The organism is Bradyrhizobium sp. SZCCHNRI20481 (genome assembly GCF_032485055.1).
Taxonomy (GTDB): Bacteria; Pseudomonadota; Alphaproteobacteria; order Rhizobiales; family Xanthobacteraceae; genus Bradyrhizobium.
Genome location: NZ_JAUEUE010000023.1, coordinates 69,619 through 84,513 on the forward strand (window position 1 = coordinate 69,619; position 14,895 = coordinate 84,513).

Sequence of the window (14,895 nt, forward strand, 5' to 3'; positions counted from 1 at the left end):
CGCGGGTGGAACTCTGGATTGCGTCGCTTCGCTCGCATTGACGAGACCGACTTCACCAATTCGCGGTGCCCTTCATCGTCGGCTGGCGCTCGGCGTTGGCGGTCCACAGCTCCAGGCCGGCATCGACGGGGTTGGCGTTGACCGAGAACTCGCTGCCCTCGAACAGCGGCTGTACGCCTCGATAGGCGAACTTCGCCGGCGGCTTGCCCTTCAGCCGGGCGGCGAACTCGACCAGCAGCGCGGCCTGCAGCGGGCCGTGGAAGATCAGTCCGGGATAGCCTTCGACCCTGGTGACGTAGTCGCGGTCGTAATGGATGCGATGGCCGTTGAAGGTCAGGGCGGAATAGCGAAACAGCAGCACGGCATCGGAGACACGAGTCTCGCTGTGCTGCGCGACCGGCGGAGGCGGCGGCGCTTTTGCCGGCGCAGCCTGCGCCCCGCCCATGTCGCGATAGACGATGTCCTGGCGCTCGCGGATCGCGACGCCGCGCGGCGTGGTCACGACGTGCTCGACGGCGACGAAGCAGAGCTGGCCGGTCGAACCGCTCTTCAGGGTGACGTCTGAGATCGTCGAGACGCGGGTGGCGACATCGCCGACGCGCAAGGGATCGATGAACTGCACCTCGCCGCCCGCCCACATGCGGCGCGGCAAGGGTACCGGCGGCAGGAAGCCGCCGCGGGTGGGATGGCCGTCGGGGCCGAGCTGATCGTGCGGAAACACGGGCTGGCCCAGGCACCAATGCACCGTGTAGGGCGCGATGTCGCCGGTTGTCGGCTCGCCGATGTCCTGGAACAGCGTCGCGCGCAGGCCCTTGGTGAGCTGCGCGGTGACGATGTCGGTCGCCTCGGCGCTGCGGCCGACCCATTGCCGGAGATGGTCGAGATCGAGCGGGTCCGTCATGATCATCCCTTGCGCTGATGGGGCGAGGCGGCCTCGCCGGTCGCGGGCACGGCGCCGTAGTGCCTGTCCTCGCCGACCACGATCGCCGCCGGCGCGGGATAGCTGACGACGCCGTTCGGCGTGTCCACCTCGATGCGCCGCAGATGCGGATGGACCGAGAGATCCGCCATGCTGTTGACCTCGGCGAAGGCGATGTCGGCCGCGGCGAGCTTGCCCAGCAGCTCATCGCGCGACAGCGCCGCGAAGCGCGCGGCGACGATGCCGTCGGTCAGCGCACGATTGCGCACGCGTTCGACCATGTTGGCGAAGCGCGGATCGTCGGGCAGCCCGGGCTGGTCCAGCACCTTGGCGCACAGCGTCTTCCACTCGCGCTCGCTCTGGATCGAGATCAGGATGTCCTTGCCGTCTTTCGAGGTGAACACGCCATAGGGCGCGATCGAGGGATGGGCGAGGCCGATGCGCTTCGGCGCGTTGCCGGCTTCCGCGTTGAGCAGCGGCACGGTGAGCCAGTCGGCCATCACGTCGAACATCGAGATCCTGATATCGGCGCCCTCATTGGTGCGGCCGCGCCTGATCAGCGCCTCGAGGATCGCGGCATGTGCCGTCGCGCCGGTGGCGACATCGACGATCGACATGCCGACGCGCGACGGACCGTCGGGGCCGCCGGTGATCGAGGCCAGTCCGCTCTCCGCCTGGATCAGCAGGTCATAGGCCTTGCGGTCGGCATAGGGACCGGAGTCGCCGTAGCCGGTGATGGTGCAGCAGATCAGCTTCGGATAGTCCTGGCGCAGCCGCTCGCGCGCAAAGCCCATTCTGTCCATCGAGCCGGGCTTGAGGTTCTGCAAGAGAACGTCGGCGCCGGCGATCAGCTTCTCCAGCTCGGCGCGACCTTCCGGTTTTGAAAGGTCGACGATGACGGAGTCCTTGCCGCGGTTGAGCCAGACGAAGTAGCTGCTCTGGCCCTTGGCGGCGGCGTCGTAGCCTCGGGCGAAATCGCCCTCGGGCCGTTCGATCTTGATGACATGGGCGCCGGCATCGGCGAGGCGCGACGAGCAGAACGGCGCGGCCACCGCCTGCTCGACGGCGACGACAATGATCCCTTCAAGCGGCAGCATGGCAGGACCTCAATACGACCTGGGCATGCCGAGCACGTGCTCGGCGACGTAGGACAGGATGAGGTTGGTCGAGATCGGCGCCACCTGATACAGCCGCGTCTCGCGGAATTTGCGCTCCACGTCGTATTCCTCGGCGAAGCCGAAGCCGCCATGGGTCTGGATGCAGGCATTGGCCGCCTCGAACGACGCATCGGCCGCCAGCATCTTGGCCATATTGGCCTCGGCGCCGCAATCGAGCCCCGCCTCGTATTTGCGGGTCGCTTCCTTGACCATCAGCTCGGCCGCGCGCATCGACGCATAGGCCTTGGCGATCGGGAACTGGATGCCCTGGTTCTGGCCGATCGGGCGGCCGAACACGACGCGCTCCTTGGCATAGGCGGTGGCCTTGGCGATGAACCATTTGGCATCGCCGACGCATTCGGCCGCGATCAGGATGCGCTCGGCGTTCATGCCGGAGAGGATGTAGCGGAAGCCCTTGCCTTCCTCGCCGATCAGGTTCTCCGCCGGCACCCGCATGTCGGTGAAGAAGACTTCCGTCGTGGCGTGGTTCATCATGGTCCGGATGGGGCGGATGGCGAGCCCGGCCTTCTTGGCCTCGCGCATGTCGACGATGAAGACGGAGAGACCGTCGGTGCGCTTCTGCGCCTGGTCCTTCGGCGTGGTGCGCGCCAGCAGGATCATCAGGTCGGAATATTCGGCGCGGCTGGTCCAGATCTTCTGGCCGTTGACGACGTAGCTGTCGCCGTCGCGCCTGGCGAAGGTCTTCAGCGACGATGTGTCGGTGCCTGACGTCGGCTCGGTGACGCCGAACGCCTGCAGCCGCAATTCGCCGCTCGCGACTTTTGGCAGCCACTTGGCCTTCTGCTCGGCATTGCCATGACGCAGTACCGTGCCCATCGTGTACATCTGGGCATGGCAGCCGCCGCCATTGCAGCCGGCGCGCTGGATCTCCTCGAGGATCGCCGCCGCGGCCGACAGCTTCAATCCGGCGCCGCCATATTCCTCGGGGATCAGCACGGAGAGATAGCCGGCCTGTGTCAGCGCATCCACGAAGGCGGACGGATAGGCCATCTCGCGATCGAGCTTGCGCCAATATTCACCGGGGAACTGGGCGCAGAGCTTTGCCACCGCGTCGCGGATGTCGGCGTAGTCGTCGGGCTGATGCTGTTCTGTCATGCGCTGCTCCGCCGACCGTGATCGCGCGGCCTCGCGGTCTCCCTATGCTTGTTCGTCATAGCCTATGACGAAGCATGCCAGCCTTGGCAAGCAGGGAATGACCACGCCGCGCGCGTCCGGCCCCGCCCCAGCGGCATGGCGCTTGCGCCCGCGTTCGCGTTCTAGCTGACGGGAAATCCGAGATGGCCGCGAAAACGGGTCTTCAGGAAAACACCGTCGCGCGGCGGCAAAGCGCGGTCGACATGATCGGTCGAGATCGCCACGCGGGCGAAATGCGGCCCCGCGCGATCATGCAGCTTTGGACGGAAGGCTTCGAGCGCGGCATGCGTTTCGATCGTGCTCACCGAGGGAAAGCCGGCGCCCGCGGCGATCAGCTCCAGCTTCGCGCCGAGCCCCGAATGGCTCATCTGCATGCCGGTCTCGCCGAAATGGGCGTTGTCGAGCACGACGACCGAGAGGTTCTTCGGCTGCTTCGCCGCCGAGGTCGCGAGGCTGCCGAGCCCCATCAGTTGCTCGCCGTCGCCGGTGATGACGACGACCGGGCGCGATGGCTGCGCCAGTGCGAGACCCAGGCCGATCATGGCCGCGCCGCCCATCGCGCCCCAGAGATAGAAGTTCGCGTCGTGATCGCCCGCGGCGAACACGTCGTAGGACGACGAGCCGAGGCCGCTGACGACCAGCAGATCGCCGCGATGATGGAGCAACGCCTTGACGGCGGTGCGGCGGTCGAGCGGTGCTCTCATCACTTCGCCTCCGTCCACTTCTTGGCGCCGATCATGCGCTGGGAGATCAGCACCGCGATCGGCTGGTCGCTGTCGAACGCGAGCCTCGCTGCAGCGGCCGCCATCTCGCCGGCGTCCTCGGGACGCTCCAGCCGGAACACCGTGACGCCCATGATCTCGAAGGCCGCCTGCGTCGCTTTGCCCATCGGCACCTGCCACGGATTGAACTCGGCCCATTCGCCGCGCATCGTCACGAAGCTGAGGAACGGGAAGCGGCAGCTCGCCAGCAGCGACAGCATGTTGACGCAATTGCCGACGCCGCTCGACTGCATCAGGAGCACTGCGCGCTGGCCGCCGAGCCAGGCGCCGGCGGAGAGCGCGATACCTTCCTCCTCGGTGGTGAGGACCGTGGTGGCGATCGCGGGATCGTCATGGGCGAGGCGGATCAGGCGGGAATGGCCGGCATCGGGGACGTAGCAGAGCTGCCGGACGTCAGCCGCCTTCAGCGCCTCGTAGATGGCGAGCGGCCAGTCGGTGGTGGGCGTGTCGGAAGCGGCCATGGCGTCCTGAGGTTATGGCGTCCTGAGGTTCATGAGCACCGATGGTGCAGCGGATGATTTAGCCAGAAACGACCGTCGAAGCCCATTGAATCTCGTTCACCCCGCATGCCGGATTCTCATAGGCAGCCGAGGGCCTCGTGGTTCGGCTGGGGAAGCCTCATGCGGCCGACCACGCGATCGTCATGTGGAGTGGCGGGAGTAACAGGAACTCACCCCGGGATCCGCACCGGCAGCGATTCATAGCCGCGGACGAAGCTGGAATAGACCCGCTTCGGCTCGCCGACGACCTCGATACGGTCGAAGCGCTTGAGGATCTCCTGCCAGACGATGCGCAGCTGCAACTCGGCGAGCCGCATGCCGACGCAGCGGTGGATGCCGAAGCCGAATGAGAGATGGATGCGCGGCCGCTTGCGGTCGATGATGAAGGCGTCCGGATTCTCGATCACCTCCCCGTCGCGGTTGCCCGAGACGTACCACATCACGACGCGGTCGCCCTTCTTGATCGTCTTCCCGCCGAGCTCGGTATCGACCAGCGCGGTGCGGCGCATGTGGGCGAGCGGCGTCTGCCAGCGGATCACCTCAGGCACCATGGTCTCGATCAGCGCCGGATTGTCGCGCAGCTTCTGATACTCGGCCGGGTTCTCGTTCAGCGCCAGCACCGAGGCCGTCATGGTGTTGCGCGTGGTGTCGTTGCCGCCGACGATGAGCAGGATCAGATTGCCCATCAGATTGTCCGGCGTCATGTGCCGCGTCGCCTCGCTATGCGCCATCATCGAGATCAGGTCGCGGCCGGGCTCGGCCTGGCGCGCCTTCCACATCCGGCCGAAGGTCTCGGCGCATTCGCCGAGTTCGCGGCGGCGCTCCTCCTCCGACGAGACGATGCCGCTTTTGGGCAGCGCGGTCGAGACGTCGGACCAGCGCGTCAGCTTGCGGCGTTCCTCGAACGGGAAATCGAACAGGGTCGCCAGCATCTGCGTGGTCAGCTCGATCGAGACCTTCTCGACCCAGTTGAAGGTCTCGTTGCGCGGCAGCGAATCCAGCACCTTGGCCGAGCGCTCGCGGATCAGCACCGCCATCTGGTCGAGATGGTCGGGCGTGAACATCGGCGACACCGTCTTGCGCTGCTCGCCATGAACAGGCTCGTCCATCGCGATGAAGCTCGGCCATTCGTATCCGGGCGGCACGTCTCGGATCATGATCCCGCCATTGCTGACGTCCGAGGAGAAGATCGCGTGGTTGGTGTCGACATGCATGATGTCGTGATAGCGCGTCACCGACCAATAGGGCTCGATCGGCGCCTTGGTGCAGTAGTGCACCGGCGCCTCCTTGCGCAGCCGCTCGAACCACGGCCAGATCGTGTCGTTCTGGAACAGCCGAGGCGCGCCGGGATGGAAGTCCTCGATCGGCGTCGCATAGGCCTCCAGCCGCGCTTCGCGCAGCAGATCGGCATGATCGGAACGGATCGCGGCCTGGGCGGTCATGGGGGTCGTCCTTTGCTGAACAGTCGCTCGACAATCGAGACAAGTCATAAGTCTGCTCGCCTGTCGTCGCGAGCAGGACGCGTAGGGTGGGCAAAGCGAAGCGTGCCCACCGCGTTTCGCGCCAATCGAAAGATGGTGGGCACAGCGTTCGCGCGATACGCGACCGCCTTTGCCCACCCTACGGGACCGTTCGTGTCGGACCCGATTCGTCTTCAATACAACTTAAGCCGCAATCCGCACCGGCAATGTCTCATATCCCTTCACGAAGCTCGAATAGACCCGCTTTGGCTCCTCCATCACGTCGATATGATCGAATCGCTTCAGGATTTCCTCCCAGATGATCTTGAGTTGCAGTTCGGCCAATCGCAAGCCGACGCAGCGGTGGATGCCGAAGCCGAACGACAGATGCTGGCGCGGCCTGACACGATCGATGATGAAGTCGTAGGGACGCTCGATGGCGGCCTCGTCGCGGTTGCCCGAGACATACCACATCACGACCTTGTCGCCTTTCTTGATCTGCTTGCCGCGGAACTCGATGTCGGAATGCGCGGTGCGGCGCATGTGGGCGAGCGGGGTCTGCCAGCGGATGACCTCGGGGACGAAGCTGTCGATCAGCGCGGGGTTATCCTTGAGCTTGCGGTACTGATCCGGGTTCTGGCTGAGCGCATAGATGCTGCCGGACATGGTGTTGCGCGTGGTGTCGTTGCCGCCGACGATCAGGAGCACGAGATTGCCGAGGAAGTTCTTCGGGTCCATGTTCCGCGTCGCCTCGCTGTGGGCCATCATCGACAGCAGGTCGCTCTTCGGCGGCTGGTTGACGCGCTCCTGCCAGAGCCGCGCGAAATAGCGGGCGCAGTCCATCAGCTCGGCCTGCCGTTCGTCCTCGGTCGCGACAAGCCCATCGGGGCCGGGGATCGTGGTCGCGATATCCGACCAGCGCGTCAGCTTGCGGCGGTCTTCCCAGGGGAAGTCGAACAGCACCGCCAGCATCTGCGTCGTCAGCTCGATCGAGACGCGATCGACCCAGTCGAACACCTCGCCGACAGGCAGATTGTCCAGGCATTCGGCGGAGCGCTTGCGGATGTTGATCGCGAGCTCGTCGAGATGTGTCGGCGTGAACATCGGCGCCACGGTCTTGCGCTGCGCGGCATGGCGCGGCGGATCCATCGCGATGAAGCTCTCGCGGCGCAGGTCGGGGTCGACGTCGCGAATGGTGATGCCGCCGAGCGCGGACACCGAGGAGAACACCGCGTGGTTGGTCTCGATCTCCATGATGTCGTCGTAGCGGGTGATCGACCAGTAGGGGCCGAACATCGACTCCTTGCAGTAGTGCACCGGATCCTCGCGACGCAGCCGGTCGAAATAGGGCCAGTGCGTGTCGGTACGGAACAACTCCGGATGACCGGGGTCGAATTCGGCGAGCGGCAACGATGCGGCGCGACTGGCGGCCGCGTCGTTGACGCGCTCGCCTGCTGCGGCGTGTCGCTGTGCCTCGGCCGTCGTGGTGGTCCCGTGCATGGACGTCTCCCTGATGGCCGGATTCTAGCTGTCCGGCGATGTCGGGCGCGATTACATCCTGCCCGGGAGCGCGGGGCAAGCGCGGAGTTTGGGCCGCCGGGCCGGTCTTGCGTCGCAACGCTGGTATTTGTCCGGACGTCGGGCGTGACAAGCGCCACGTCACGGAATATGGCTTTGAGCGATTGTTGCAAAGCAGAAGACTAGCAGGAGGCCGCCCCATGATCGCCAACGCGCAGCGCATGTTCAATTTCGATCTCGGCGAGACCGCGGACGCAATCCGCGAGACGGTGGCGAGCTTTTCGCAGGAGCAGATCGCGCCGCGCGCCGCCGAGATCGACCGCTCCAACCAGTTTCCGCGCGACCTCTGGCCCCGCATCGGCGAGCTCGGCCTGCACGGCATCACCGTCGAGGAGGAGTATGGCGGGGCGGGTCTCGGCTATCTCGAGCACTGCATCGCCATGGAGGAGATCTCGCGCGCCTCGGCCTCGGTCGGCCTGTCCTACGGCGCCCACTCCAATCTCTGCGTCAACCAGATCCGCCGCAACGGCAACGAGGCGCAGAAGCGCAAATATCTGCCCAAGCTGATCTCGGGCGAGCATGTCGGGTCGCTCGCGATGTCCGAGCCGCAGGCCGGCTCCGACGTGGTGTCGATGAAGACGCGCGCCGACAAAAAGGGTGATCGCTTCGTCCTCAACGGCAACAAGATGTGGATCACCAACGGTCCGATCGCGGAAACGCTGGTGGTCTATGCCAAGACTGATCCGCAGGGCGGGCCGCGCGGCATCACTGCCTTCATCATCGAGAAGGGCATGAAGGGCTTCTCGACCGCGCAGAAGCTCGACAAGCTCGGCATGCGCGGCTCGGACACCTGCGAGCTGGTGTTCGAGGATTGTGAGGTGCCGGAGGAGAATGTGCTGGGGCAGGCCGGCCGCGGCGTCAACGTGCTGATGAGTGGCCTCGACTACGAGCGCGCGGTGCTCGCCGCAGGTCCGCTCGGCATCATGCAGGCCTGCATGGACGCTGTGCTGCCTTACGTGCATGAGCGCAAGCAGTTCGGCCAGCCGATCGGCACCTTCCAGCTCGTGCAGGGCAAGGTCGCCGACATGTACACGACGATGAACGCCGCGCGCGCCTATGTCTATGCGGTGGCCAAGGCCTGCGATCGCGGCGAGACCACGCGCGAGGACGCGGCGGGCGCGATTCTGTTCGCCGCCGAAAAGGCGACGCAATGTGCGCTCGATGCGATCCAGCTGCTCGGCGGCAACGGCTACATCAACGACTATGCGACCGGGCGGCTGCTGCGCGACGCCAAGCTCTACGAGATCGGCGCCGGCACCAGCGAGATCCGGCGCATGCTGATCGGGCGGGAATTGTTCGACAAGACGTCTTGAGGTGCCGACCAAGCGGTTGGCGCATGCGGGACATGCGTTCGCCAACCGGCCGGATGCAGATATTTTAGTCATCCTCGTCGAGGTCGGTGTTTTTTTTCGGCCGACTTGCGTAGAAAATACGTCGAACCTCGGAGTCGTCCCGGCGACGAACAATCGAGGTATATTGTAGATCTTTTGCGTGTGTCGGAGGCCCTGAGCCGTGAACCAGATGAGTTACGTTCCGGAGCAGCTGCCGCCGCTTCCGCCTCTCACCGCCACCTTCTCAGGTGCGCGTGGCGAGTTCTTCCGGCTGGTCAGCCGCGGGGCGGCCATCGAACTGATCACACTGGGCTTCTACCGGTTCTGGCTCGCGACCGACATCCGCCGGCATCTCTGGGTCAACACGGCTGTCGACGGTGATGCCGCAGAATATACCGGGCGCGGCAAGGAGCTCCTGATCGGCTTCCTGTTCGCGATGGCGATCCTGGTCCCGATCTATCTCGCCTATTTCCTCATCGGCGTCGAGGCCGAGCGCTACCAGGGCTTCGCCAGCGTGCCGCTGGTGATCGCCTTCTACGCCTTCGGCCAGTTCGCCATCTTCCGCGCGCGCCGCTACCGGCTGACGCGCACGGTCTGGCGCGGCATCCGGTTCTGGATGACGGGTTCGGGCTGGGCCTATGCCGGGCGCGCCATGTTGTGGACCTTGTTGACGGTGGTCACGCTGGGGCTGGCCTGGCCGTGGCGCGCCGCCGCGCTCGAGCGCTACAAGATGCGACATTCGCACTATGGCGATCTCAGCGGCGACTTCGAGGGACGCGGCTGGGAGTTCTTCAAGCGCGCCTGGTATCTGTGGGTCATCGCGCCGTTTGCGCTGCTGCTGTTTCCGTTGTTTCCGTTCGTCTATGCGCAGTTCAAAGCGATCGAGTGGCGCTGGTGGCTGTCGGGCATTCGCTTCGGCGGCGTGCGTCTGGAATCGGACCTGCCCGGCAATGCGTTCTATGGTCTCTATTGGAAGGTGATCGGCTGGTGGTTTCTGCTGTCGATCGCCTCCAGCGCCTATTTCGGCGGTGTCGCCGCGCTGATGCTCAGATTGCTGGGGCCGGGGAGTGACGGCCGGCCTCAGGCGCAGGCGCTGTCCGACAACGTGCCGATGCTGGTGCTGGTCGGATTGGGCTACATCGCCTGGATCCTGGCGCTCAACGTCGTGATGCGGCTCTATCTGGTGCGCGACATGTGGGCGACCGTGCTGCAGTCGGTTCAAGTGCATGGCATCGAGGCCATGGCCAATGTCGCCGCCAGGGGCGATCTGGCCAGCGCGCTCGGCGAAGGATTTGCCGATGGACTCGACGTCGCCGGATTCTGATCCCGGGCAGGTGGCCGCTGCTGCGCCGGCCGCCGCCACGCCGGTCGAGCCGGCCGCTCCGCTCGGCGGCCCTGCGGTCTATTTCGACGGCCTGTCCAACCGGCGGCAGACGGTCACGATCGGCTTCGCCAATCAGCTCGTGATGCGCAGCGCCGACAATTTCGTCTCCTGGCCCTATGCCGACATCCGCCGCGTCGACGGCCCGAGCGGCACGCTGCGCGTGAGCTGCCTGTCGGCATCGCCGCTGGCACGGCTGGAGATCCGCGACGCGGCGTTGTCGGCCGAGCTGATCGCGCGCTGCAGCCATATCGACCAGAACAGGATGACCCGCGGCGCCATCGCGCGCATCGTCGGCTGGTCGCTGGCCGCCGTCGCCTCGATCGTCGCCGTCGTGCTGGTGGTGATTCCGTTCGCATCCGATCGGCTGACGCCCCTGGTGCCGCCGACCATGGAGCGGCATCTCGGCGAGGCCGCCGTGGTGCAGATCCAGACCGTGTTCGGTGACAAGCTTTGCGGCGAGGCGGCCGGGCAGGCCGCGTTCGCCAAGCTGGTGTCGGCGCTGCGCCGCCCCGCCGGCCTCGACGACAGCATCGCGTCGCAGGTGCTGGATACGCCGATCCCCAACGCCTTCGCGTTGCCGGGCGGGCAATTCTTCCTGTTCAGGGGGCTGCTCGACAAGGCCAATGACCCCGACGAGGTCGCCGGTGTGCTGGCGCATGAGCTCGGCCACCTCAAGCACCGCGACAACCTGCGGCAGCTGATCCACAATGGCGGCAGCTCATTCCTGATCGGCCTGCTGTTCGGCGACGTCACCGGCGCGGGCGCGGCGATCTTCGCCTCGCGGGCCATGATCAATGCGTCCTATTCGCGCGAGGCGGAGGCGGCGGCGGACGGTTTCGCGATCGACGTGATGCACAAGCTCGGACGGCCGACGCGCCCGATGGGCGAATTGCTGTTTCGCATCACCGGCAAGGAGGACGGCAAGCGCCCGTCGCTGTGGGCCAGCCATCCGCTCAGCGAGGACCGTCTCGCCCGCATGCGCGCCGAGGACCGGCCGCCGAGCGGCCCGCCGCTGCTGAGCGCGGAGGAGTGGCGGGCGCTGAAGGGGATCTGCCGATAGCGCCGAGTTGCCGCAGTCGCTTCGCCAAATGCGGTGTGGTCCCAGCGAACGCCGGGACCCATAGTCACCGGGCCCGGTAGTTGGAAGAAGAGCGTCGCTCAGCGTGCCCAATTGCACGGCCGCGGCGTATGGGTCCCGGCGTTCGCCGGGACGACACCTGTGTTCGAGGCGGCGTCTCGGCTCTCAAACCACGACGCTTAACCAAACGCCTGCGTCACTCCGCCAGATTGTTGGTCTTCCTCACCCAGGCCCGCACATCCGTCAGCACGTCCGGCAGCACGGCCTTGACCTCGGCGAGCGTCATGCCGGCCTTGACGCGCGGGTCGTAGAGCAGGTTGAGGATGTACTGATCGTAGACGTCGAAATAGCCCATCGAGACGTTGTCGTTGAACATGGTCCAAGGCACGCTCGAAGTGTCGTTGATCGGCCCGAGCGACTGCAGGAGCTCCTCATAGGCGCAGTCGAGAAAGACGAAATCGCCGTTGTCGACGGTGAGGATGACGTCGGAATGCTCGATCTCGAACGCCTCGTTCTTGCGGAAGCCGGACAGGCATTGCGGATCCAGCGAGGTCTTGATCTCGCGCGCGCGCTCGCTGCCATAGGACTGGCTGATGGTGTGGTAGAGATCGCGGTCGCGCACCAGCTTGACGCGGACATTGGCTTCGCCGTCGGCGTCGGTCATCGCAATGTCGAGGTTGCGGATGCGCGCGGCGATGTCGCTGACGACCTTGGCGAGCTGCGCCTTGCGATCGGCGCGGCGGCCATCGGCGAACACCCGCACCGGTGCGCTGTACTTCCGGATGCGGTCGACCCGGCCCGCCAGGTGATACTCGGCGCCGAACGCGGTCTTGAAGAAGCCGTCGGTGATCTCGGCGTCGGTGAAGCTCTTCTTCTCGATGCGCTGGCGGGCGGCGATCGCCGGAATTTCGGTGGTCGACGCCGGCAGCGGGACCATCACGGTCACAAGCGCAGCCAGCGCGGCCGCCGCCGCGCTCAGCAGGGGGCGCCAGGAGCACGGCTGCTCGTGGCGAGGATGCGCGCTGTGACATTGCCTCATCGTCGTGGTCGAGTGCGGCTCTCAGTTCTTGACGATCACGGTCGTGCCGACCGAGACGCGGTCGTAGAGGTCGGCGACGTCGTCATTGGTCATGCGGAAGCAGCCCGACGATACCGCCTGGCCGATCGTCTCGGGCTCATTCGAGCCGTGGATTCGGTACAGCGTTGAACCGAGATACATTGCGCGCGCGCCGAGCGGGTTCTCGATGCCGCCGGCCATGTGGCGCGGCAGGTCGGGCCGGCGCCGCAGCATCTGCGACGGCGGGGTCCAGGCCGGCCATTCCTTCTTGGCGGTGATGCGGTGCACGCCGCTCCAGCGGAACCCGTCACGGCCGACGCCGATGCCGTAGCGTAGCGCCTGGCCGCCCGGCAGGACCAGATAGAGCCGGCGCTCACTGGTGCTCACGACGATGGTGCCTGGCGCATACTGGCTCTGGAACATCACGGTCTGGCGCGGAATCGGGCTGATACCGCTCTGATAGAAGTTCGGCCCGCCGCCGAAGAGGTCCCTGGTGTCGAACATTTCCGCCCGCGCCATCCCGGCGCTTGCCACCGACGCGACCGCAGCAATTCCCAAAGCCAAACAGCGCTTCATTTCCATCCCCTGGCAAACATCAAATTCCGTTCGCAGACAGGCCATAAACGGTTGCACTTCGCAACCCACGGCGGCGTGAGGCCGGTATGTGGCGACGGTCCGTGACCCAAATCCCACGGAAGATCGCGCGCGTCCTGGACCAACATCCTGTTAGCCAAGCCCGCGCATGAGCACCGTGGCGATAGCAGCAATGCGGCCAGCCCCTTTGACGCCGCGGGCGAACAATGATTGATCTGCCCAACATTGCAAATAGCGCGCGGAATCAGCAGGAGAAGATGATGAACGGTGCGGAAAGCCTGGTACGGACCCTGGTCGCAGGGGGCGTTGACGTCTGCTTTACCAATCCGGGCACCTCCGAAATGCACTTTGTCGCCGCGCTCGATCGGGTCGAGGGCATGCGCTGCGTGCTCGGCCTGTTCGAGGGCGTGGTGACCGGCGCCGCCGACGGCTATTTCCGCATGAAGGGCACGCCGGCCTCGACGCTCCTCCATCTCGGCCCCGGCCTCGCCAACGGCCTTGCCAATTTGCACAACGCCAAGAAGGCCCGCTCGGGCATCGTCAACATCGTCGGCCAGCACGCCACCTACCACATCGGCTTCAACGCGCCGCTGACCTCGGACATCGAAGGCCTGGCGCGGCCGATGTCGGACTGGGTGCGGACCTCGCCGAGCGCCAAGGCCGTGGCCGCCGACGGCGCCGCCGCGATCGCCGCCGCCAAGAGCGCGCCGCCGCAGATCGCCACCCTGATCCTGCCCGCCGACACCGCCTGGAACGAGGCCGACGGCATCGCCCAGGTTCCCGCCGAGACGCAGCGCCCGAGCTATTCGGCTGAGGCGGTCGAGAAGGCGGCGAAGATCCTGCATGCCCACGGCCCCGAGACCCTGGTGCTGATGACGGCGGGCGCGCTGACCGAGCAGGCGCTGACCTTCGCCCAGCAGATTGCCGGCAAGACCGGCTGCCGCGTGATGGGCCAGACCTATCACCCGCGCATGGCGCGCGGCGCCGGCCGCTTCTCGATCGACCGCATCCCTTACGTGATCGAGCAGGCGCTGCCGATCCTGAAGAACTACAAGTACATCGTGCTGGTCGAGGCCAACGACCCCGTCGCCTTCTTCGCCTATCCGAACAAGCCGAGCATGCTGAAGGCCGAGGGCACCGAGGTGCACCGCATGACCGCCTGGGGCGAGAACTCGGCCGCGGCGCTCGAGGCGCTGGCCGGCCATCTCGGCGCCAAGCCGGCCGACGTGAAGCCGCAGCCGCTCGCCGAGCTGATCAAGCCCACCGGCGCGTTGAACCACACCACCATCGCCCAGGCGATCGCCTATGCGATCCCGGAGAATGCGATCGTGGTCGACGAATCCATCACCACCGGCCGCGGCTTCTTCCCGCCGACGGCGGCCGCCAAGCCGCATGACTGGCTGCAGAACATGGGCGGCTCGATCGGCTTCTCGACCCCGGTCGCGACCGGCGCCGCGGTGGCCTGCCCGGATCGCAAGGTCATGTGCCTCGTGGGCGACGGCAGCGCGATGTACACGATCCAGTCGCTGTGGACCCAGGCGCGCGAGAACCTCAACGTCGTCACGGTGGTGTTCGCCAACAGGATCTACCAGATCCTGCGCGGCGAGTTCGACGGCGTCGGCGCCGGCGAGCCGGGCCAGCGCGCCCAGGACATGCTCAAGATCGACCGCCCGACGCTCGACTTCGTCGCCATGGCGAAGGGCATGGGCGTCCCCGCCCGCGCGGTCACCTCGGCTGACGAGTTCAATGCCGCGCTGGCCGAGGCCAATGCCGAATATGGCCCGCGCCTGATCGAAGTGCAGATGTAAATCCGCAACGCTGGCGGCCGCAAAACGGCCGCGGGCCGAGGGAAGGCGCATCGCCTCATTTATGGGGTTGGCGACTCACGCCGATCGCGTGT

Annotated in this window: 13 protein-coding genes; 4 read left to right on the forward strand and 9 right to left on the reverse strand. The window is 66.2% G+C overall.

Annotation, left to right across the window (positions count from 1 at the left end; all coding sequences use genetic code 11):
• Nucleotides 1-52: 52 nt before the first annotated feature.
• The 7 genes from QX132_RS30460 to QX132_RS30490 form a co-directional block, all read right to left on the reverse strand.
• Entirely contained in the window at nucleotides 53-901 is an 849-nt protein-coding gene (locus QX132_RS30460) for a MaoC family dehydratase N-terminal domain-containing protein (protein ID WP_316163607.1), read from the reverse strand.
• A 2-nt stretch (nucleotides 902-903) separates the two neighbouring features.
• Nucleotides 904-2,016 carry a CaiB/BaiF CoA-transferase family protein gene (locus tag QX132_RS30465; protein ID WP_316163608.1) on the reverse strand — a complete coding sequence of 371 codons (1,113 nt, stop codon included), beginning with the start codon at nucleotides 2,014-2,016 and terminating at the stop codon, nucleotides 904-906.
• Between the two features lie 9 nt (nucleotides 2,017-2,025).
• Nucleotides 2,026-3,192, reverse strand: a complete 1,167-nt coding sequence (locus QX132_RS30470) for an acyl-CoA dehydrogenase family protein (RefSeq protein ID WP_315796973.1) — start codon at nucleotides 3,190-3,192, stop codon at nucleotides 2,026-2,028.
• Nucleotides 3,193-3,353: 161 nt separating this feature from the next.
• Nucleotides 3,354-3,935 carry a thiamine pyrophosphate-dependent enzyme gene (locus tag QX132_RS30475; protein ID WP_316163609.1) on the reverse strand — a complete coding sequence of 194 codons (582 nt, stop codon included), beginning with the start codon at nucleotides 3,933-3,935 and terminating at the stop codon, nucleotides 3,354-3,356.
• Complete coding sequence (locus QX132_RS30480; protein WP_316163610.1) at nucleotides 3,935-4,474, reverse strand: thiamine pyrophosphate-binding protein; 540 nt, start codon at nucleotides 4,472-4,474, stop codon at nucleotides 3,935-3,937. The genes QX132_RS30475 and QX132_RS30480 overlap by 1 nt, the downstream gene beginning before the upstream one ends.
• 209 nt (nucleotides 4,475-4,683) lie before the next feature.
• The gene (locus tag QX132_RS30485) at nucleotides 4,684-5,955 is read right to left on the reverse strand and encodes a cytochrome P450 (protein ID WP_316163611.1); all 1,272 of its coding nucleotides are present in this window, start codon (nucleotides 5,953-5,955) and stop codon (nucleotides 4,684-4,686) included.
• 222 nt (nucleotides 5,956-6,177) lie between these two features.
• Nucleotides 6,178-7,473, reverse strand: coding sequence for a cytochrome P450 (locus QX132_RS30490; RefSeq protein ID WP_316163612.1), 1,296 nt, complete (start codon nucleotides 7,471-7,473; stop codon nucleotides 6,178-6,180).
• A 218-nt stretch (nucleotides 7,474-7,691) separates the two neighbouring features.
• Between QX132_RS30490 and QX132_RS30495 the strand changes: the two genes are divergently transcribed.
• From QX132_RS30495 to QX132_RS30505, 3 genes are all read left to right on the forward strand, one after another.
• A complete protein-coding gene (locus QX132_RS30495; protein ID WP_316163613.1) occupies nucleotides 7,692-8,864 on the forward strand; it encodes an isovaleryl-CoA dehydrogenase in 1,173 nt (390 codons plus the stop codon).
• A 208-nt stretch (nucleotides 8,865-9,072) separates the two neighbouring features.
• Nucleotides 9,073-10,206, forward strand: a complete 1,134-nt coding sequence (locus tag QX132_RS30500) for a DUF898 family protein (protein WP_315775837.1) — start codon at nucleotides 9,073-9,075, stop codon at nucleotides 10,204-10,206.
• Nucleotides 10,181-11,326, forward strand: a complete 1,146-nt coding sequence (locus QX132_RS30505; protein WP_316163614.1) for a M48 family metallopeptidase — start codon at nucleotides 10,181-10,183, stop codon at nucleotides 11,324-11,326. Before QX132_RS30500 ends, QX132_RS30505 begins: the two co-directional genes overlap by 26 nt.
• Nucleotides 11,327-11,540: 214 nt before the next feature.
• Here QX132_RS30505 and QX132_RS30510 read toward each other — a convergent pair whose 3' ends face one another.
• Together QX132_RS30510 and QX132_RS30515 are read right to left on the reverse strand one after the other, a co-directional pair.
• Nucleotides 11,541-12,383, reverse strand: a complete 843-nt coding sequence (locus QX132_RS30510; RefSeq protein ID WP_410052916.1) for a DUF2927 domain-containing protein — start codon at nucleotides 12,381-12,383, stop codon at nucleotides 11,541-11,543.
• 21 nt (nucleotides 12,384-12,404) lie between these two features.
• A complete protein-coding gene (locus tag QX132_RS30515) occupies nucleotides 12,405-12,977 on the reverse strand; it encodes a L,D-transpeptidase (protein WP_316163615.1) in 573 nt (190 codons plus the stop codon).
• A 278-nt stretch (nucleotides 12,978-13,255) separates the two neighbouring features.
• On the opposite strand from QX132_RS30515, the gene QX132_RS30520 reads away from it, so the two are divergent.
• Entirely contained in the window at nucleotides 13,256-14,803 is a 1,548-nt protein-coding gene (locus QX132_RS30520; RefSeq protein WP_316163616.1) for an acetolactate synthase large subunit, read from the forward strand.
• Nucleotides 14,804-14,895 lie beyond the last annotated feature (92 nt).

Bases quoted from the DNA above. Each gene is read 5' to 3' on its own strand.
- QX132_RS30505 (WP_316163614.1), top strand. From the start codon at position 10,181: ATGGACTCGACGTCGCCGGATTCTGATCCCGGGCAGGTGGCCGCTGCT.
- QX132_RS30490 (WP_316163612.1), bottom strand. From the start codon at position 7,473: ATGCACGGGACCACCACGACGGCCGAGGCACAGCGACACGCCGCAGCA.
- QX132_RS30465 (WP_316163608.1), bottom strand. From the start codon at position 2,016: ATGCTGCCGCTTGAAGGGATCATTGTCGTCGCCGTCGAGCAGGCGGTG.
- QX132_RS30470 (WP_315796973.1), bottom strand. From the start codon at position 3,192: ATGACAGAACAGCATCAGCCCGACGACTACGCCGACATCCGCGACGCG.
- QX132_RS30495 (WP_316163613.1), top strand. From the start codon at position 7,692: ATGATCGCCAACGCGCAGCGCATGTTCAATTTCGATCTCGGCGAGACC.
- QX132_RS30475 (WP_316163609.1), bottom strand. From the start codon at position 3,935: ATGAGAGCACCGCTCGACCGCCGCACCGCCGTCAAGGCGTTGCTCCAT.
- QX132_RS30485 (WP_316163611.1), bottom strand. From the start codon at position 5,955: ATGACCGCCCAGGCCGCGATCCGTTCCGATCATGCCGATCTGCTGCGC.
- QX132_RS30480 (WP_316163610.1), bottom strand. From the start codon at position 4,474: ATGGCCGCTTCCGACACGCCCACCACCGACTGGCCGCTCGCCATCTAC.
- QX132_RS30510 (WP_410052916.1), bottom strand. From the start codon at position 12,383: ATGAGGCAATGTCACAGCGCGCATCCTCGCCACGAGCAGCCGTGCTCC.
- QX132_RS30500 (WP_315775837.1), top strand. From the start codon at position 9,073: ATGAGTTACGTTCCGGAGCAGCTGCCGCCGCTTCCGCCTCTCACCGCC.
- QX132_RS30520 (WP_316163616.1), top strand. From the start codon at position 13,256: ATGAACGGTGCGGAAAGCCTGGTACGGACCCTGGTCGCAGGGGGCGTT.
- QX132_RS30460 (WP_316163607.1), bottom strand. From the start codon at position 901: ATGACGGACCCGCTCGATCTCGACCATCTCCGGCAATGGGTCGGCCGC.
- QX132_RS30515 (WP_316163615.1), bottom strand. From the start codon at position 12,977: ATGAAGCGCTGTTTGGCTTTGGGAATTGCTGCGGTCGCGTCGGTGGCA.